The sequence below is a fragment of the Polaromonas sp. P1_G1 genome (genome assembly GCF_056405595.1).
On sequence record NZ_JBFUBU010000014.1, the window covers coordinates 14,544 to 33,514 of the forward strand.

Annotated in this window: 14 protein-coding genes; 5 read left to right on the forward strand and 9 right to left on the reverse strand. The window is 66.3% G+C overall.

Going from position 1 to position 18,971, the window contains the following annotated elements:
* Window positions 1-31: 31 nt before the first annotated feature.
* The gene (locus AC1D1Y_RS08770) at window positions 32-6,082 is read right to left on the reverse strand and encodes a two-partner secretion domain-containing protein (protein WP_477682002.1); all 6,051 of its coding nucleotides are present in this window, start codon (window positions 6,080-6,082) and stop codon (window positions 32-34) included.
* A gap of 392 nt (window positions 6,083-6,474) precedes the next feature.
* Here AC1D1Y_RS08770 and AC1D1Y_RS08775 point away from each other — a divergent pair, with 392 nt between their 5' ends.
* The 5 genes from AC1D1Y_RS08775 to AC1D1Y_RS08795 all read left to right on the forward strand — a co-directional run bounded on the left by AC1D1Y_RS08775 (window position 6,475) and on the right by AC1D1Y_RS08795 (window position 12,549).
* Window positions 6,475-7,170, forward strand: coding sequence for a response regulator (locus AC1D1Y_RS08775; RefSeq protein WP_477682003.1), 696 nt, complete (start codon window positions 6,475-6,477; stop codon window positions 7,168-7,170).
* A gap of 54 nt (window positions 7,171-7,224) precedes the next feature.
* The gene (locus AC1D1Y_RS08780; protein ID WP_477654744.1) at window positions 7,225-9,147 is read left to right on the forward strand and encodes a sensor histidine kinase; all 1,923 of its coding nucleotides are present in this window, start codon (window positions 7,225-7,227) and stop codon (window positions 9,145-9,147) included.
* Window positions 9,148-9,382: 235 nt separating this feature from the next.
* The gene (locus AC1D1Y_RS08785) at window positions 9,383-10,084 is read left to right on the forward strand and encodes a response regulator (RefSeq protein ID WP_477682004.1); all 702 of its coding nucleotides are present in this window, start codon (window positions 9,383-9,385) and stop codon (window positions 10,082-10,084) included.
* A 13-nt stretch (window positions 10,085-10,097) separates the two neighbouring features.
* Complete coding sequence (locus AC1D1Y_RS08790) at window positions 10,098-11,972, forward strand: sensor histidine kinase (RefSeq protein WP_477654742.1); 1,875 nt, start codon at window positions 10,098-10,100, stop codon at window positions 11,970-11,972.
* A 91-nt stretch (window positions 11,973-12,063) separates the two neighbouring features.
* Window positions 12,064-12,549 (forward strand): hypothetical protein, encoded by a 486-nt coding sequence (locus tag AC1D1Y_RS08795; RefSeq protein ID WP_477682005.1) that lies wholly within the window; start codon window positions 12,064-12,066, stop codon window positions 12,547-12,549.
* Window positions 12,550-12,553: 4 nt separating this feature from the next.
* Here the strand turns inward: AC1D1Y_RS08795 and AC1D1Y_RS08800 are convergent, their stop codons facing one another.
* The 8 genes from AC1D1Y_RS08800 to AC1D1Y_RS08835 form a co-directional block, all read right to left on the reverse strand.
* Window positions 12,554-14,008 (reverse strand): cobyric acid synthase, encoded by a 1,455-nt coding sequence (locus AC1D1Y_RS08800; RefSeq protein ID WP_477682006.1) that lies wholly within the window; start codon window positions 14,006-14,008, stop codon window positions 12,554-12,556.
* A complete protein-coding gene (locus tag AC1D1Y_RS08805) occupies window positions 14,005-15,015 on the reverse strand; it encodes an aminotransferase class I/II-fold pyridoxal phosphate-dependent enzyme (RefSeq protein ID WP_477682007.1) in 1,011 nt (336 codons plus the stop codon). Before AC1D1Y_RS08805 ends, AC1D1Y_RS08800 begins: the two co-directional genes overlap by 4 nt.
* Window positions 15,012-16,034, reverse strand: coding sequence for an adenosylcobinamide-phosphate synthase CbiB (gene cbiB, locus AC1D1Y_RS08810; protein WP_477682008.1), 1,023 nt, complete (start codon window positions 16,032-16,034; stop codon window positions 15,012-15,014). Before cbiB ends, AC1D1Y_RS08805 begins: the two co-directional genes overlap by 4 nt.
* A 46-nt stretch (window positions 16,035-16,080) precedes the next feature.
* A complete protein-coding gene (gene bluB / locus AC1D1Y_RS08815) occupies window positions 16,081-16,791 on the reverse strand; it encodes a 5,6-dimethylbenzimidazole synthase (RefSeq protein WP_477682009.1) in 711 nt (236 codons plus the stop codon).
* Window positions 16,788-17,609 (reverse strand): CbtA family protein, encoded by an 822-nt coding sequence (locus AC1D1Y_RS08820; RefSeq protein ID WP_477682010.1) that lies wholly within the window; start codon window positions 17,607-17,609, stop codon window positions 16,788-16,790. Before AC1D1Y_RS08820 ends, bluB begins: the two co-directional genes overlap by 4 nt.
* A 25-nt stretch (window positions 17,610-17,634) precedes the next feature.
* Window positions 17,635-17,826 carry a CbtB domain-containing protein gene (locus AC1D1Y_RS08825; RefSeq protein ID WP_477682011.1) on the reverse strand — a complete coding sequence of 64 codons (192 nt, stop codon included), beginning with the start codon at window positions 17,824-17,826 and terminating at the stop codon, window positions 17,635-17,637.
* Window positions 17,827-17,895: 69 nt separating this feature from the next.
* Entirely contained in the window at window positions 17,896-18,291 is a 396-nt protein-coding gene (locus tag AC1D1Y_RS08830) for a DUF1636 family protein (protein WP_477682012.1), read from the reverse strand.
* A 40-nt stretch (window positions 18,292-18,331) separates the two neighbouring features.
* On the reverse strand, window positions 18,332-18,868 hold the full coding sequence (locus AC1D1Y_RS08835; protein WP_477682013.1) for a vWA domain-containing protein: 537 nt from the start codon (window positions 18,866-18,868) through the stop codon (window positions 18,332-18,334).
* Window positions 18,869-18,971: the final 103 nt, after the last annotated feature.

The following is an 18,971-nucleotide window of genomic DNA, read 5'->3' on the forward strand; positions in this document are numbered from 1 at the left end:
GGGGGCCAGCGCCCCTAAAAACCGACACGGCCTATTCGGCTTTGTCCTGCCCGGCGGCCTCCGCGGCAACCGCGTTCAGCGCCTGGATGAGCGGCGCATCATCCAGCACGGTGGATTCGCTATCGGTGTTGTTGCCCAAAGATTCGCCGGCGCCGGCAATGGTATTCATCGCGGTCACATAAGGCCCATCCAGCGCCCCCGTCACGCCGAAAAGAGATGCAGGCAAAGGCGGTGTACCGGTCATCGTCAGCGTGCTGTTGGTGTAGACGACGTTGTAGCCCAGGGCCGATGCCAGCGTGCCCTGCGTGATGGCATGGGTGGGGCCGGTCGTGGCGGCGCCTGTGGGCGCCGACAGCGCACCGCCCAGCGCGGTGGCCGCGGTGTCGCCCGCCACCAGGCCGCTGTTGACGGTGTAGGTAAGGGCCGGGTCGGCGCCGCCGTATGCCTTGCTCTGGTTGTCGCCGCTTACGTTGAGCGTCGGCACAACGCTGTAGACAAAACGGTTGCCCGTCAGGGACGTCATGGAAGCATCCGACGGTGCGTTGGCGGCGTAGGTTCGGCCAAACGCATTGCCCGTTGAGACCAGACCGCCCAGGTTGCTGGCGGTCGGGTCGGTCGAGTAGACGAGGAAGCGGCCCGCGCCCGGGTTAAGTGCACCCGCCCCGGCGTTGTTCACAAAGTTTTGTCCAGCCGCCAACACCAGCGAATCATTGGCCACGCTGCCGGAAGTCACGCTGTTAGCCAGCGTGAGGTCGCTGGCTGCGCCGGCGGTGCGGACTAGCACCTTGCCAGTGGCCGTCAGGCCTGCCGTGTTGACAGTGCCCACCGTCAGCGCACCGGCCTGCGCGTAGGCCACCTCCCCTGTATTGCCGGCCAGCGTGGTCACCGCATTTGCAGCATTGGTGAGCGTGTGGCTGCCAGTGCCCAACAACTCCAGGCCATTGGCTGTAATGCCTGCGGTTTGGGTAGAAGCGCCGCCGGTGGAAAGCGTGAGCTGGCCGGCCGTCAACGCTGCATTGACGGCGATGTTGCCGGCGGCGGTGAGCTTGAACTTGTCCTGGCTGTTGCCGAAGGCGCTGTCGACGGTGATGCCGGCCGCGGACGTCACGCTGACGGTCTGCGCGGACGCGGCATCAGTGGTGATGGCCAGGTTGCTGGTGTTCAACGCGTTCGTTGCGGTGAGGCTGATGTCGCCGGTAGCACCAGTTGTCGTCAGCGTTTGCAACCCTGTCACATCGGTGCCCAGCGTGATGGCATTCTGGGCATTCGCAGTGAATGTAGTGGCGGTAACGTTGTTGATCGCACCGTTGGCGTCTGTGATGGCGCCGGATGTAGCGCTGAGTGTCACGGCGCTGCCACTGACCGTTTTAACCGCCAGGTCGCCCACCGCGGTGACATTGACAGCGCCCGTGGCGCTGATGTTTTCCACGCTGGCGCCGCCGGCCAGGGCGAGGTTGACCTGCGAGCCCGTGCCGCGGGCCACTGCGGTGACTGCACCGGCGGTTGAAACATTCATCGCGGAGGCGGCGCTGGCACCTATGTTGCCATTGCCTGCCTCAAGGGAGACCGAGCCACCTGCGGTGGCGGTGATGTTGATGGCCGCGCCGCTGTTCACAAGGTTGCGCCCGGCGGCCAGTACTAGCGAATCATTGGCCGCGCTGCCGGAGGTAATTCCATTGGCCAGCGTGAGGTCGCTGGCCGCGCCTGTGGTGCGCACCAGTACTTTGCCGCTTGCAGTCAGGCCTGCCGAGTTGACAGTGCCCACTGTCAGCGCACCGGCCTGCTCGTAAGCCACATCGCCGGTGTTGCCGGCCAGTGTGGTCACGGAGTTGGCGGCATTGGTGAGCGTGTGGCTGCCGGTGCCCAGCAGCTCCAGGCCATTGGCTGTGATGCCTGCCGTTTGTGTAGACGAGCCACCGGTCGAGAGCGTGAGCTGGTCGGCCGTCAGCGCTGCATTGACGGCGATGTTGCCGGCGGCGGTGAGCTTGAACTTGTCCTGTGTGTTGCCGAAGGCGCTGTCGACAGTGATGCCGGCCGCAGACGCCACGCTGACGGTCTGGGCCGAGCCGGCATCGGTGGTGATGGCCAGGTTGCTGGTGCTCAGCGCATTCGCTGCGGTGAGGTTGATGTCGCCTGTCGCGCCTGTCGTGGTCAGTGTTTGCAGGCCGGTCACATTGGTGCCCAGCGTGATGCCATTTGCTGCGGTTGCGTTAAGCGTGGTGGCGATGATGTTGTTGGCCGCGCCATTGGCGTCAGTGATGGCGCCGGCCGCGGCGTCGAGGGTGACCGAGCTGCCGGCCACCGTCTTGACCGCCAGGTTGCCAGCCCCGTTGACGCTGACGTTGACAGCACCTGTCGCGCTGATGTTTTCCAGGGCGCTGTTGCCGACCAGGCTCAGGTTGACGTGTGAACCGGCGCCGTTGGCTACCGCGACGATAGGGCCGGCCGCTGAAATACTCACGGCGTTGGCCGCGCTGTTACCTATGCTGCCGTTGCGCGCCTGCAGGTAGATCGTGCCGCCGCCCGAATTCTGGAGGTGCGTGCCGAGGCTTGCGGGAGATGGCGCACTGATGCCTCCCGTGGCCACGATGCTCATGGCGGCCGTGCCCGCGGTCGTGCCTGTGGCATTGCTCGAAGTAGAGAAGGTTTCCGTTCCCAGGGTGATGGAGCCGGTGTTGCCAATGTCGATGCGGCCGCCGCCATTGTTTGTGACGGCGCCAAGGAACGCGGCGTTGGCAGCGGTGTTGCGAACGATGATGTTGCCTGATGTGCCGTTACTGAGATTGCCGAAAGTGCCGATCTGGTTACCGGCATTGGCCAGCGTCATGCCGCCGTTGCTCGATGCCTGCAGCACGTTGCCAACGATGGCCTGGGTTTGCGACAGCGCGCCGCTGCTGTGCAGCTCAACAAGACCGGTGCCGGACTGGATGATGCCGGCCGTTCCGTCCACCGTCCCCACAGACAATGCAGAGTTGGAGCGAACCTGGAAATTATTCGTTCCGTAGGCGCGGCCGCTGACCTGGCTGATCTGGTTGAGTGGGTTGTCCAGGATGACGGTTCGCGCGTCGGCGTTCAGGTTGGCAACCGTGAATGCCGCCGTTTGCGAGATGCCCGGACCTCCAGCGCTGCTGTTGAGCAGGCTCAAGCTGGGTGCGCTGGCCAGGTTGATCGCGCCGCCGGTGTTGCCGATGGCGATGCCGCCGGTGTTGGCGGTGCGGCCGATCACGATCGCTGAAGCGGTGATCCGGTTGAGCTCGTCGTTGCTCAGGTTCATGGCGGCGGTTTCAGACGCCCCGCCAAGCGTGATCGCCCGGGGGGCGCTGACCGTATTGATCGTCACCCTGCCCGTGCCCGCGTTGACGGCGCTGCCGATGTTGACACGCTCACCCCGCAGCGCGATGTCCCCGCCCCCGCTGTTGATGCCGGTGCCGTTGATGTTCAGGTCAAAGTTGGTGGCCGGCGAGGCCGGCGCCGTCCCCGATCCGAGCAGCGACATGGCCGCGCCGTTGGAGTTGATGCTGCCGCCGGTCAGGCTCAGGCCCTGGGAACCGGCGGCGTGTACCACCGCTGAATTCACGCGGCCGTTCACGGTGATCGCGCCGGTCGAGCTGAGGCTGCCGCCCGCCATGGAGATGCCCGTGAACGTTGCCGTAGTCGAGAGGCCCTGCCCATCACCTGAAACGGAGAGCCCGCCCGTGCCCGCAATCAGGTCGGCGCCGGCATCAACCAGGATGCCGATGCCGGTCGTGCCATCGTCCATATCAGCGACGCCGTCGAGCAAGATGCGACTGGCCGCGCCGGACTGCACCTTGCCTTTTGCAATGATGCCCTTGGTATCCGCGGCGGCGGCGAGGGCACTGAGCATCTGGCCCCTGACCTCCACGTTGCCGCCGGTGCTGGACACCTCGGAGCCGGTGCCCAGCTCAACGGCGACGTTGAGGGCCGTCGAAGTGGTGTGTGCATTGCCGGTGACGGCGATGTTGCCCGTACCCGTGACCTTGGCCAGTGAGTCCAGCCGCACACCACGGGCCGCCTGGGCAATGATTGTGCCCCAGCCCGACTCGCCGATGATGGTGACGGTGCCGGCGCCGCCTGCGACGTTGGAGTTGGCGATGGCCACGCCTGCCGCCGAGCCGCTGGCGGCGACAGCAGCGGCGCCGCCGCTCTTGAGCTTGCCGGTGATGTTTATGGTGCCACCGCCGGTGGTGCGGACGTTGGTCTGTGTGGCCCCGCTGTTGACCAGCTCGATCGCATGATTGCCTGAATTGGTATTGGATGCGTCAATGCTGATGTTTCCGCTGCTGGTCAGGCTGCTGCCCATCAGCTTGATGGCAGAACTGGCGCTGTTGATGTTGGCATTGCCGCTGGTGAGGGTGGCGCGGTCCAGCAGCACGCCATACTGCGACTGGTCTGTGGTGGTGCCGCTGATGGTGAGGGCGCCGGTGCCGGCGTTCAGGGTGCTCTGGGACACCAGCACGCCCGAGTTCCCGGCCTGGCCCGCTGCGGTCAGCGTGATCGCGCCTCCGCTGGTCTGCAGGACCGTATTGCTAACATCCAGCCCGCCGGCGGAGTTGAGATTGATCGTTCCGGCGCCGCCGGTCACGGAAATTGCGGAGGTCTTGATGGCCTGGGTGGCCGCCGCTGTGGTCACGCTCGCCGAGCCCCCGCCGGAGACCTTGAACGTCAGGCCGGCGCCGTGCGTGCTGCCCGTGAGGTCGATGCCGGTACCGGTGGCTCCCGTGGTTCTGATGGTGAGATTGAAGCCACTGAGGAGCTCCACATCGGCATTGCCGAAGGTGCCCGTGACGTTGATCGAATCCGTGGCCTCGATCAGCATGTTGGAACTTGCCGACTCGATAAAGTCTTCGTAAATGGTGTCGGCCGCCCCGCCATTGCCGCCCGCGATGGTCATCGTGGCCGGGTCCAGCAGCCAGGTGCCGGTCTTGCCCTGCGGCGCCCGCGTATTGACCCTGAAGCCCGGCAGGATTTTGAAGTTCGAGGCACTGGTCTCGATAAAGCCGCCGTCACCGCCATCCGGGGCGCTGGCATCCAGCGTGCCGCCGATGTTGACCATGCCGTGCTCCATGTCGCCGATCAGCATGATGCGGCCGGCCTTGTTGGCAATCGTCTTCGCTTCAATGACGCCGGTGTTGTTGACGGTGCCCATGGTCACGCTGTCCAGCGCTTTGGCGCCTAGCAACACCTGGCCGCCGTCGGCCTTGATGAGCTGTTTGTTCTCGGCCAGTGCGTTGAGGGCGCCCTGGTCGATGCTGTAGCCCAGCAGGCTGCCGTTGTCGAGGTTGAGGGTGACCTTGTTGCCGGCCGCGAGCAAGGCTGTTCCCAGGCTCGCAATCATCACGCCTTCGTTGCGCACTTCCGGCGCCAGCAATGCCAGGTAGCCGCCCTGCCCTGCATTCAGGTTGCCTTGATTGACGACGGAACCGCTGGAGCCGTTGTTGCTGAACACATGGTTTCCGGCCATGAAGTCGGCGTTGCTCATGGAAAGCGTCGAAGCCACCAGGCCGCCAACGTTGACCTGTGAGCCGGCACCAAACAGCACACCGTTGGGATTAAGAATGAAGACCTGGCCGTTGGCAGTCAGGCTGCCGAGCAGCTCGCTGGGGCTGGCGCCAGTGATGCGGTTCAGCGCAATGGCCGAAGCATTGGGCTGGTTGAATCGCAGCGCCTCGTTGGCCGCGGTGGACAAACTGGTCCAGTCGATGGCCAGGCGCTGGCTGGCCTGGTTGATGGTGGTGGTGTTGCCTAGCGTGGAGACACTGCCGCTACCCGCCGACACACTGGCATTGGCCGCATCGGCCGCATGCGCTTCATGCGTGAGCACCGCCAGGGAGGTAGTAAGCAACACCAGCGCCGCGCGGCAGGCCGTGTTGAGCCTGAAGCCCGCGCCACCGCCATCGACGCCATGGCCTCCTTCCGCCTGCACGTCATCCCACTGCACGCTACCGCGCGCCGAGCCGCCCTTGCTTCTGCCCTTGGCGTTTTCCGCCACGGCCACCCACAGGTTCAGGGCGGTGTTCCAGACGAGGCGGTAAATACGGTTCATGCTGGCGTGGCTTTTCATGGAAGCTTTCGTTGACGGGCGGAACTTGCAGCGGACCAGGCGGCTCGCCAATCAGTCGGGCCCGCGCCCCCGCTGTTGTGGAACGCCTGCCCGACTGGCCGTCATCGTACGAATCACGAAAGCCGCTGTCTGTAGCGCATATGCGCTACGCCAGATACCTTCAGGGGCTCCGTCATACAAACCAAATCGGACTGCTGACCAACAGGAATGATGGCTAGCAGCTATCAAAAATATAGCAAGCAGGTCGTCCGGGGCGGCATGATGATCGGCACCGACGGCGCATCGAACGGCCCTGCCGGTGCCCAGACACCGGATACCCGCTTGCATGTAGAACAAACGATCTACACAAATTGCGAGTCGTGCGCCTGAAACCGTCGCAAAATGTCTGCCTGATGAATGCACCTCCCGCTGAACAAGACCCGCCCATGATCCATGTCGCCATCGTCGAAGACGATCCGGGCTTTCGTGGAGCGCTGAGTCGCGTGGTGCAGGGCGCTTCTGACATGCGCCTGGTGGGCGCGGCGGGCACCCGTGCCGAAGGCCTGCAGATGCTGACGCAAGCGCCGGCCGATGTGCTGCTGGTTGATCTGGGCCTGCCCGATGGCTCGGGCATCGACGTGATCCGGGAGGCTTCCCGACAGTGGCCGGCCTGCAGCATCATGGTGAGCACCAATTTTGGCGACGAGACGCATGTGATGCAGTCGATCGAATCCGGTGCTGCCGGCTACCTGCTGAAAGACAGCTCACCGCTGAAGATGGCGGCCGAGATCCGCAGCCTGGCCAGCGGCGGCAGCCCGATCAGCCCCATCATCGCCCGGCAGGTGCTGGCGCGCTTTCGCCGCGGCACCGCAGCCGGCGCCGGCACGGCGCCCGCCGATATCGACGCGTCATCGCTGCTGTCGGCGCGTGAAAAGGAAGTGCTGGACTACATCACCAAAGGCTTCACCGCCGTGGAAATCGCCAGGCTGATGGAGTTGTCGCCCTTCACGGTGCGCACTTTTGTGCGGCGCATCTACAGCAAACTCAAGGTTACCTCCAAGGCTGAAGCGATCTACGAAGCCAGGAACCAGGGCATTTTGGCGCTGTAGTTGCCCGCGCGAATGCCTTTTCATAATCACCTCCTCCTGCGTTTTTCGCCCCGCATGGCCGTAGCGCTGCTGGCAGCAGCCGCGGTGCTGGCGGGTCTTATCGCCTGTGACTCTGCGGGCACCCGCGCGGATGGTTCCCCCGGCGCAGCGGCCCTGCATCTCACCCAGGCTGACTGGCAGGTGCAAACCGATGCGGGCTTCAGCTCGCCACCGCTCACCCTCGACGGCCAAACCCTGCTGGACCGCTGGCAACCCGTTACGCTGCCGCACGCCCTGCCCATAGCGTTGCTGGGACAGGCCCGGGCTGCGGCATCCGCCGGCGTGGCACCCGTCACACGCACCAGCTGGTTTCGACTGACCGTGCCGCAGGCCCCGGTATCGTCCACGCCACTGGCGCTGTATGCGGCCCGCGTGCGCACCGACGGCACCCTCGCGGTGTATGCCGACGGTCACCTGATACACACCGCACAGCAGCAAGGCCCGTTGTGGAACAGCCCGCACACGCCGCTATGGGTGCTGCTGGAGAAATCAGCCGATGGCCGGCCGCCGCGCGAGATCACGCTGCGCATCGAGCACACGGCTGCGACGCAGGTGGCGCTGTCATCACTGTGGCTGGGCCCGGTGGATGCCATCAGCTGGCGCTACCACGGCCGCCAATGGCTGCAGCAGGAATTGCCGGGCATGTTCAGCTCGGCTTTCCTCGCGGTCGGCATCTTCGCCTTGCTGGTGTGGTTGCGGCGCCGGCATGAGCCGGGCTATCTGCTGTTTTTTGTGCTGGCGGTCATGTCTTTCATACGGGGCCTGCATTTTTATGTGAACTTCCCGATTGCCAACGACTGGTTTGCCTGGTTCACCGTCAACTCGCTGTTCTGGCTGGTCACGGTGGTGCACTTTTCAATCGGCCTGCTGCACCGGCGCCAGCAACTGTGGCTGACGCGGGCATTGATCACCGCGTCCGTGCTGATGGCCCTGCTGACCCTGCCCGTGTGGCCGGCGCTGCCCAACACGCCGAGGACCACGCCCATGCTGTATGTGATGGCCGCACTGATGGGCACGAGCGTCAGCGTGGCGGGCATCATCAACGCCTGGGGGCGCTCTCGCAGCGCCATGGTGGTGGCCATCGGGACGGTGCTGGCCACGCTCTTTAGCGCGACCGACTGGCTGGTACAGAACAATTTCATCAGCCCCGAAAACTGGTATCTGGGCCCGCATACCAACGCGATCACCTTCAGCGTCTTCGGTTACGTGATGTACCGCCGTTACACCGGCGCCATTGCGGAAGTCGAGCAGGTCAACGCCAGCCTGGCCGAGCGCCTGCGGGCGCGCGAAGCCGAACTTGAAGCCAGCCACCGCAGCCTGCGCGAGATCGCCCAGCGGCAGATGCTAAGCGATGAACGCCAGCGCATGATGCAGGACATGCACGACGGCTTGGGCTCGACGCTGATCAGCGCCATCCGCTCCGTTGAAGTCGGCGGCATGAGCGACGAACGCGTGACGCAGACCCTCAAGGACTGCATGGACGACCTGAAGCTCGCCATCGACTCGATGGAGCCGGTTGAAGCGGACCTGCTGCTGCTGCTGGCCACACTGCGTTTCCGGCTCGAACCCCGGCTGGAAGGCACCGGCGTCACGCTGCTCTGGGAAGTTCAGGAGCTCCCCACGCTGCACTGGCTGGACCCGCGCAATGCGCTGCATATCCTGCGCATCCTGCAGGAGGCCTTTGCCAACGTGCTCAAGCACGCGCAGGCCAGCGAGATACGCGTCACAACGGCTGCGGGCGACGGCTGGGTCAATGTCAGCATCGCCGACAACGGCAAGGGCTTTGCTGTGGAGCAGGCGCTGGGCAGCGGCGGCAAGGGCCTGGCCAACCAGCGGCGCCGCGCGCATGCCATAGGCGGTGATGTGGAATTTGAATCCTCGCCGGCCGGCACCCGGCTGACCCTGCGCCTGCCCGAAAAGCGCCCCGCTGCAGTGTGAACCCGCCGACTGCAACAAAAGCGTTAACGCGGCCAGCCACCGATACACCGTTGTCCTTCTTTTGGGCGATACGCGCTCAGCTTTGCATCGCGCGGTAGCGCGTACTGTCCCTAGATATGGGGACACGCCCCGGCCCGCCCTTGAAGCACAATGGCGTATTTCCGGCCGTCCGCGCCCCATCCTGCGGGCGGTACGCCCAGGCATGCACAAGGCATGCGCCAATGCAGGAACCGACATGCAGCCCAGCCCCAGCCCGTCTCCCATCCATGTGGCGCTTGTGGAAGACGACGTTCACTTCCAGAACGCCATCGTGACCGCCATCGCGGCTTCGCCCGACATCCGCCTGATGAGCCTGGCCAGCACACGCGCGCAAGGCCTGCAGTCGCTGCAAGGCGCGCCGGCCGACGTGCTGCTGGTGGACCTGGGCCTGCCCGACGGCTCAGGCATCGACGTGATACGCGCGGCGCATACGCAATGGCCGACCTGCGCCGTGATGGTGTGCACGGCCTTCGGCGACGAGGCGCATGTGCTGCAATCCATAGAGGCTGGCGCCTCGGGCTATTTGCTCAAGGACAGTGAGCCCGAGAACATGCTGCACGAAATACGCAGCCTGCACGGCGGCGGCAGCCCCATCAGCCCGCTGATCGCGCGGCAGATCCTGATGCGCTTTCGCGCCGCGCCTTCGGTGGCGCCGGCTGCCGCGCCGGCGGCGGCACCGGTGCAGGCCTCCAATGAACAGGCCGCCCTCTCCAGCCGCGAAAAAGAAGTGCTGGAACTCATCACCAAAGGCTTTACCGCCGACGAGATCGCCCGGCTGATGCAGGTGTCGCAGCACACGGTGCAAACCTACGTGCGGCGCATTTACAGCAAGCTCAATGTGAACTCCCGGGCCGAAGCGATTTATGAAGCCAGGCATCAGGGCATTCTGGCGGCCTGAGGTGCGCGGAGGCATGGTTCGCTGGCTGCTGCTGTGTGCCTGGCTGCTGGCCTGCGGCCCCGCCGCCTGGGCCGCGGGGCCGGTCGTCCACTACACCCGCGCCGAGATGCTGCGCGAGGAAGCGGCCAGCTTCAAGCCCCTGGCGGCCACGATCGACGACAGCGCCCTGCCCGGAAGCTGGACACAGGTGGCATTGCCGCGCGTGATTGAAAAGCCGGCGGCCCCGGCCGCAGGCAAGTCGCCCGTGGTCACCACCTGGCTGCGCATACGCCTCGATGAGCTGCAGGGCATCAAGAGTCCCACGCACTTCTACCTGAAACGCTGGCTCGCGGCCGGCCAGATCGCGGTGTATGCCGACGGCCGGTTGCGCTACCGCTCCACCGGCAGCCCGGTATGGAACCTCTTTAACCACCCCGCGCTGCTGCTGCCGCTGAACCTGACCGCCGACAGCCCGCCGCCCCAAACCCTGCTGATACGCCTGGACAGCCTGCCCTCGCCCGAGGCGGCGATCTCCTCGTTCTACGCGGGCGATTCCGACAGTCTGGTCGAAATGGCCGCCAGGCGCGACTGGCTGGCCAACCAGCTGCCTTTTATGTGCAGCGCGGCCTTCCTCGCCGTCGGGCTTTTCTCGCTGGCCGTCTGGGTGGTGCGCCGCCAGCCCGCCAGCCTCTACCTGTTCGCGATCGCTTTGCTGAGCGCCACGCGCCGCTGGCATTTCCAGCTCGGCCCCGAAAAACTCATCGTCAGCGACGCCTGGTTTATCTGGCTGACCCTTAACGCCCTGATGTGGCAGTCGCTGATCACGCACTATTTCCTGCAGTTCCTCCACGGCCGGGCCATGCCTTGGCTCAGCCGCGTGATGCTGGGAACGGCCGTGGTGTTTTCCATCGTCACCCTGCCCTTTGCCTCCGTCTTCCCCAGCCTGCTGGCGCTGCGGCCCTATGCCCACCTGCTGTTGATCAGCATGGCCACGGTCATCGTGGTGATCGGGCTGTGGCACTCATGGCGCAGTCGCTCCCTGGATGCGAAGATGCTGTCGATCGCCTTTTTCCTGAACTATGTGTTTGGCGTCTACGACTGGGCGCGGCTCAAGTACGTGCTGGACCTGGAGAGTTATTACCTGACGCCTTACGCGGCCATGGCGCTGTTCGCCGTGTTCGTGGTCATCATGTTTCGCCAGTACGTGGGGGCCCTGGCCACTGTTGAGCAGCTCAATACCGGGCTCGAAGAAAGCCTCAAAAACCGCGAAACCGAACTGGCGGCGAGCTACCAGAAACTGCGCGAAGTCGAGCAGCGCGAAGTGCTGAGCCAGGAACGCCAGCGCCTCACGCAGGACATGCATGACGGCCTGGGTTCTTCGCTGGTCAGCGCCTTGCGCGTGGTCGAAGGCGGGCGGCTCAGCGAGGCCGAGGTGGCCGAAGTGCTCAAGGGCTGTATCGACGACCTGAAGCTGACCATCGATTCGATGGAGCCGGTGGAGGCCGATTTGCTGCTGTTGCTGGCCACCCTGCGCTTTCGGCTGGGCCCGCGGCTGGCGGGTGCTGGCGTGTCACTGCGCTGGGAGGTGTCCGACGTGCCGCCGCTGGACTGGCTGAACCCGCGCAACGCGCTGCACATACTGCGCATCCTGCAGGAGGCCTTCACCAACACCCTCAAGCACACCCGCGCCACGCAGATCCGGGTGATGACGGGCGCCGAAGACGGTTATGTCAGCGTCATCATCGCCGACAACGGCGGCGGCTTTTCCGTCGACGAGGCCCTGGCCGGCGGCGGCAAGGGCCTGGCCAACCAGCAGCGCCGCGCGCAAGCCATAGGCGCGGAACTCACGCTGGCCTCCACGGACGCGGGTACGGTGCTGACGCTGAGGCTGCCGGAGAAGCGCCCTTAGCCGGCATGGGTTTGAGCGTGCCGCCCGCGAGCGCTTTACGCCTCGTCTTCATAATGGCGAGATGACAGCCACACACCAGCCCCTTGCCTTCATGAGCCTTTCACGCCGTTTCCCGCGGCCCCCTGTCCTTCTCGCATCCCTTGTTCTTCCCGCCCTGCTGTGCTGCGGTCTTGCGCAGGCCCAGCCTGCAGGCCCAGTCCGCGCGGCCTCCGCCGCCAAACCCGCAGGCGCCGCCACCCATCCTCTTGTGGGCACCTGGAACTGGACCTTGCCCGGCAAGCCATGCACGGAAACCTGGCAATACCGCGCCGACGGCAGGAGGCTGGGCACCAGCGGCGAGGAAGTGACCCAGGGCGATTACCAGGTGTCGGCCAAGCCCACGACCACGGGTTTTTACCCGCTGACCGAAACCGTGACCAACAGCAACGGCAAGCGCGACTGCTCGGGCGACCTGCATGCGGACGGGGACGAAAGCGTGATCCGCTTTATCCAGTTCAGCCCCAAGCAGGACCAGTTCATCGTCTGCAAGACCGCTTCACTGGAGGCCTGTTTCGGGCCGCTCAGGCGCGTGCCCTGACGCCCTACCGGGCGTCTATTAGCGACTGCAGAACATCCGGCGCGAAATGCTCGCCGATATAGTCGGCCAGGCCGTCAAACACCGAATCCAGCGTGGGCGCGGCCGCGCCGAACAGCGCCTGCAGCACGCGTGGGTCTTCAAACATGCCATGTAAATAAAGGCCCAGCACATTGCCGGCATGGTTCTGCCAGGCCAGCCCCTCGGGCATCACGGCATGGGCGATGTCGCCGGCCGCGGCCATGGCCGAATGCGGGGCCGTCTGGCCGTGGTGGATTTCGTAGCCCTGCACTTCGACACCTGACAAGGCGGCCCACAGCCCGCGCAGCGGCATGAAACCGGCTTGGCGGTGCCGCACGGTCTTGGCTTCGTCAAACACGGTGACCACCGGCAGCAAGCCCAGCCCCGGCGCATTGCCATCTATCCCGTGCGGGTCTATCAGCGCCTCGCCCAGCATCTGCAGGCCGCCGCAAATACCCAGCACCGCACCGCCGCGGCCCGCGTGCGCGGCCACCGCCTGGTCCAGCCCCTGCGCACGCAGCCAGGCCAGGTCGCCGCTGGTGTGTTTGGAGCCCGGCAGGATGACCCAGTCGGCGCCCATCAGCTCGGCCGGGCTGCGCACCCACTTGAGGCGCACGCCGGGCACATTCTTGAGCGGCTGGAACTCGTCGAGGTTGCTGATGCGCGGGTAGGCGACCACGGCGACGGTGGTGCTGACCGCGCCCGAAGCCACGCTGCGGTCGTCAAACACACCGTCTTCTTCGGGCAGGCCGTGCTGCCACCACATGGGCAAGGTGGCCACCGTGGGGATGCCGGTCATGTCCTGCAGCATCTGCGGGCCCGGCGCCAGCAGTTTGGCGTCGCCGCGGAACTTGTTGAGCACAAAGCCCTTGATGAGTTTTCGCTCGGCTTCGTCCAGCATGGCCCAGGTGCCGTAGAGGTGCGCGAACGCGCCGCCGCGGTCTATGTCGGTCACCAGCAGGCAGGACGCATGGGCGTGCTGCGCCGAGCGCATGTTGACGATGTCGCTGGCCTTGAGGTTGATCTCGGCCGGCGACCCCGCGCCCTCCATCACCACCACATCGTTGTCGGCGATCAGTTCATCAAGCGCCCGCGACACCACGGGCCAGACCGAGGCGCTGCGGCCGCGCCATTCCATGCGCGAGAGTTCGGCATTGACCTGCCCCATCAGCACGACCTGGCTTTGGGTGTCTTTTTCGGGTTTGAGCAGCAGCGGGTTCATGCGCACGTCGGGCACGGCCCTCGCCGCCAGGGCCTGGAAATACTGGGCGCTGCCGATCTCGCCGCCCGCGACCACTCTTGCGTTGTTGCTCATGTTCTGCGCCTTGAAGGGCGCGACCTTGAGCCCTTGCCGCGCGTAATAGCGGCACAGTGCGCTTGTCAGCCAGCTTTTGCCGGCGCCGCTGGTGGTGCCCAGCACCATGACACTTTTTGCGCTCATGTGGTTCTGAAAAGTTGTTGCCATGCATTGTGCAACGCGTCCTGCACGGCGGGCGGCTGCACGCCCAGGCGCACATGGCCGGGCAGGCCAAACGAACTCGTGTCGCGCAGCTTGATGCCCTGGGCACGCAGCGCTGCCAGGGCCTGCTGCAGGCTCAGGCCCTCAGGCAAGGCCGGTTGCGCGCAGAAGAAATTGGCTTCGCTGGGCAGGCAGTGCCAGCCCAGCGATTCACATACAGCGATCTGCTGGGCCTTCCATTCGCGCAAGGTCTGCAGGCTGGCGGCCAGCCAGTCCTGCGCCTCGCGGCCGGCCCAGGCCAACAGCATGGCCTCGCCATGCGCACCCACCGGCCAGGAGGGGCAAAGCTGCTCGAGCGCGGCGGCGGCGTCCTCTTGCCCCAGCGGCGCAATCGCATAGGCCGCGCGCACGCCGGTCAGGCCCAGCGCCTTGTTGGGCGTCCAGAGCTGCCAGGTGTTGTTGAGTTGTTGCAGCGAAAGCGTAGGCGCGGCGCTGAGCCTCAGCGGCTCGTAAGCGCGGTCCAGCACGACAAGCGTTTTTGCATCCCGGCTGTCGACCAGCGCGCCCAAGCCTTGCTGTGCGGCCCCAAGCGGACTGGAAGGCTCACAAGCCCACTGCAGTTGCGCATCCCCGGATTTGCCGGCTACCGCCAGGCCGTGCGCAGCCGCTGCCTGTGCGTAATCGCCATAGCTGAGCGGCGGCAGCCAGACGGCACGCGCACCCTGCCCAGCCGCCAGGGCCGTGATGCGAAAGATGAATTCACTGGCGCTCGCGGCTGGCAGCACACGCGCCTCGTCCACACCATGGAAAGCCGCCAGTTGCCGGCGCAAAACCGTGTAGCCGGCGTCGGGATAACGCGTGGCATCGGCCCTCTGGACGGCCGCGATTGCCGAAGGGCAAGGCCCGCAGGCATTGCTGTTGGTCGAAAAGTCATGCAGCGGCACGCCCAGGCCATCGGGCCCGCCATGGATGCGGTGTTTCGCGCTCATGCCGACCCCACCAGCACCGCGGCCAGCAGTAGCGCCGCCATGGCCAGGACGACCAGGGCAAACACTGCTTTGGCGGCCACGCCCTGGGCCAGCGCCGTGTCCGCCGCGGCGGGCGGCCGGCCTTCAGGGTTCAGCGTGTAGACGCCGGGCTTGCCCAGTGAAACTCCGAGCGCCAGCGCCATGGCGGCCATGGGCCAGCCGCTGTTGGGCGATGGGGTCTTGCGCGCTTCTTGATGCAAGGCGTGAAACGGCAAGCCGCGTGCCCCCAGTGCGAGCAGCAGCGCGGTGAGGCGCGCCGGCACCCATGACAGCACGTCGTCCGCGCGCGCGGCCCACTTGCCGGCCCATTCCCAGTGCTTGCCGCGATAAGTGCCGCGGTAGCCCCACATGGCGTCGGCGGTGTTGGCGAAGCGGTAGATGGCGGCGCCGGGCAGGCCGAACAGCACAAACCAGAATATGGGCGCCACCACGGAATCATTGAGGTTCTCGGCCAGCGATTCGATCGCGCTTTCGCGCACCTGGCTGGCACTGAGTTGCGTGGTGTCGCGGCTCACGAGCCAGGACAGGCGCTCGCGCCCGGCTTCCAGCGACTGGCCCAGCGCCAGCTCGACCGCGCCGACTTCTTCGCGCAGCATGCGCCAGGACATCATGCATTTGAGCAGCCAGGCCATCAGCACGGCCAGCAAGGCGGTGTCGACGGCACCCTGCCAGTCCGGCGCCGCGACGTAGCCGGCCAGTTGCCAGAACATCAGCGCCTGCGCGCCCCAGGCCACGGCGCCGGCCAGCGCAACCCCCAGCCACCAGGCCAGCGCGCCCAGCCAGAATGCCGTCGCGGGCGGGCAGTGCACCGTCACGCCGCCGCAGAGTTTCAGGTAGTTGCCCATCCAGACCACCGGATGGACGGGCGAAGGCGGCTCACCCATGTGCCGGTCTATCCACAGCGCCAATCCCAGGGCCAGCGCCAGGCAGCCGGCGGCATACGGCAGGCCGGGTGAAAGGTAAAAACCGGTCCAAGTCATGGACGGCGGCAAAGCGGGGCAAGCCGCCCGGGCTCGTCAGGAATCGTCATGGCACCTCTTGGGAAGTGGGGGCGGCGCCCCAGCGGTCTTCAAACACCATCTCGGCCAGCGGCGCGCGGCGCGCCCACTTTTCGGCCTGCAGCATGGGCTGGTCGTAAAAAGCCTGCACCGGTCCGAGGCAGAGTACGGCGATCGGCTGGCTGCCCTCGGGCATGTGCAGCAGCGCGGCCAGTTGCAGCGGATCAAAGATCGAGACCCAGCCCATGCCCAGCCCTTCGGCGCGCGCCGCGAGCCAGAGGTTCTGGATGGCGCAGGCCGCCGAGGCCAGGTCCATCTCGGGCAGAGTGCGGCGGCCGAACACATGCTGCTCCCGCCCCGGCGGCAGCGCCACCACCAGCACCTCGGCGGCATCGAGCACGCCCTGCACCTTGAGTTTCATGAACTCATCTTCGCGCTCGCCCAAGGCCCGGGCCGTGAGCACGCGTTCCTGTTCGACCAGCGCATGGATGCCTTCGCGCAAGGGCCGGCTGCGCACGCGGACAAAACGCCAGGGCTGCATGAAGCCCACGCTGGGGGCATGGTGCGCGGCCGACAGCAGGCGCTGCAGCAGTTCATCGCCCACCGTACCACCACTGAAGTGGCGCATGTCGCGCCGCTCGAAGATGGCCCGGTACACCGCCTCCTGCTCAGCGGCGCTGAAGGCGTGGCCGGGCGCGGCCGGGTCGCCGACCGGGACCAAACCCGTCACAGCGCTCACTGCGGTGCTTGCACGGCGCCGACAACAGGCGCCTCGGCACGCTGCAGCACCGCCAGCAAGGCCGGGCGTACCCAGCGCTGGAAGGCCCATCCACCGGCCAGGCCCATACAGACCCAGAACGACAGCGACACCCAGGTGGTGGCCCAGATGAACTGCGTACCCAGTTGCTCCAGCGCGGCATGGGCTTCAGGGGCGAAGCCGGCCAGGGCATCGCCCTGCAGCTTGGGCGCGCCCACCACAAAGGGCAGCGCCAGCAAGGCCGCGGCCACCAGCCAGCGCCAGGATGCGCGTGCAAAACCGGCCACGGCGCAAGCGCCGGCCGCACTGGCCACCGCCAGCACCCACCAGGCCTGGCGGGCCTGCAATGGCGCGGCCTCCATGCCGGGAACTTCCGCATGCAGGCCCAGCGAGGGCCAGAGGTGAAAGCTCAGCCAGCCGGCCGCCGCCACCAGGCCGGCCAGGCGCAGCGAGGCCACCGCGCCGCCGCGCCGGTAAAGCCATACGCCCATGACCGCAAACAGCAGCAATGCCATGCTGAAAGCGTGCAGGATGTTGGCCACCCAGGTCCAGCCAATGCGCTCGGCGCCGTTCGCGGGTTCCCATTCCTTGGCGGTGCCGTGCTCGTGAGGCGCTGCGCCTTCGGCGTGCGCGTGGGCAGCAGGCGCTTCGGCGGGCTTGGGGACCTCGGCCTTTTGTTCCTCATACACCTCGGCCGCCAGGATCAGTGGCGCTGCTTGCCAGCGCTGCATGCCGGTTTGCACGCTGCCCACCACCACCGCGGTGGCCAGGGCAGCCCAGATCAATCGTTGGAAAATCATGGATGTCTCCCGGTGAAAGTACAGCTCAATGGCACGGTTTGACGGTGATGTGGCGCACGTCATGCGCGGCGTTGTGCGCCAGCGGGCTCTCGGCAAAGGCCACGCCGTAGAGGACGACCAGGCCCAGCGCCGCGGTGCCGAACAACGGGCGCAGCACGGCCAGGCCGGGGTTGAGGGTGTGGGAAGGGCTGTGGGTCAGCGTTGTGGGTTCTGTCATGGCTATCTCCTTGAAGTAAGTGGTAAATGGAAGGGGGTGAAATAAATCAAACGTAATGGATTCGGCCCGTCATGTCGAGCCCTGGCCGACGGGGGGCAGCCGCGCCAGGATGCCGCCGCGCAGCCGCTCGGGCCGCGTATTGCGGGCCAGGTTGCCGTCGGCGCTGTGCTTGTGCAGCTGCGCGCAGGCCAGCACCTGGGCCGCGGTCTCGGCATCGGGGACCAGGTCGCCGAAGTAATAGCTGAATTTTCCCGGTGCCTGCAAGGTCACGGTGCAGGCGCGGGAGCAGCCGCTCATGCAGGCCAGGCCGCGCAGCTGCAGGCCTTTGTGCTGCCCGGTATCGAGCTCGCACATAAGCAGCGCGTCCTGCACGGCCTCGAACAGGGCCAGGCCGTGGGCCGGCAGCTCGCGCGATGCGCCCGGCGGGCGGCAGGTGGTGCAGACAATGATTTCGGTCTCGGTCATCGGTAAGGAATTCGTTTTGCGATGGATAGATAAAGATAAGTCAGGCTGGCGCCAGGTGATGTTCCGCGCCCCAGCGCGCGGCCCAGGCGGCGCAACGGCCCAGGGGTTTGTGCGGATCATCAAAGTCCACGATCACGAGATGCTGCGCCGCCGGCGGAGCCTGGGGCTGCTCCAGCGTACGGCCGTCCGTCAGCAGCCACAGCCAGCACTCGCTGGGGCCGCTCTTGCGCAGGCTGCGCTGCAGCAGCCGGTCGGCCTGGACAAGCGCCTCGGCCAGAGGCGTGCCGCCGCCACCGCCGACGGGACGCAGGCGCTGGCTGCCGGCAGCGCGCGCGCGGCCCGGCGGCAGCAATAACTCGACGCCCTGCCCGCCGAAGCGCAACAACGCCACATCGTCACCCTGGCGCGCGGCCTGCTCGATCATGAAGGCTGCATGGCCCTTGGCCAGCGCCAGGCGGCCACGCGCTCGCATGGAACCCGAGGTGTCGAGCACGATGCAATGCAGGCGGCTGCCGCGCAGCGCCACGGGCTGGCGGCGCAAATGCTCGCGCCGCAACGGCGCGGGCCCTTTGGCCACGACGGTGGGCAGCCAGGCAATGGCGGCACCGCGCTGCTGCGCGTTCTGCGACGCAGCGCTTGTGGAAAGAATTTGGGGTGGAGGCCACCGCCAGCTGCCAGGC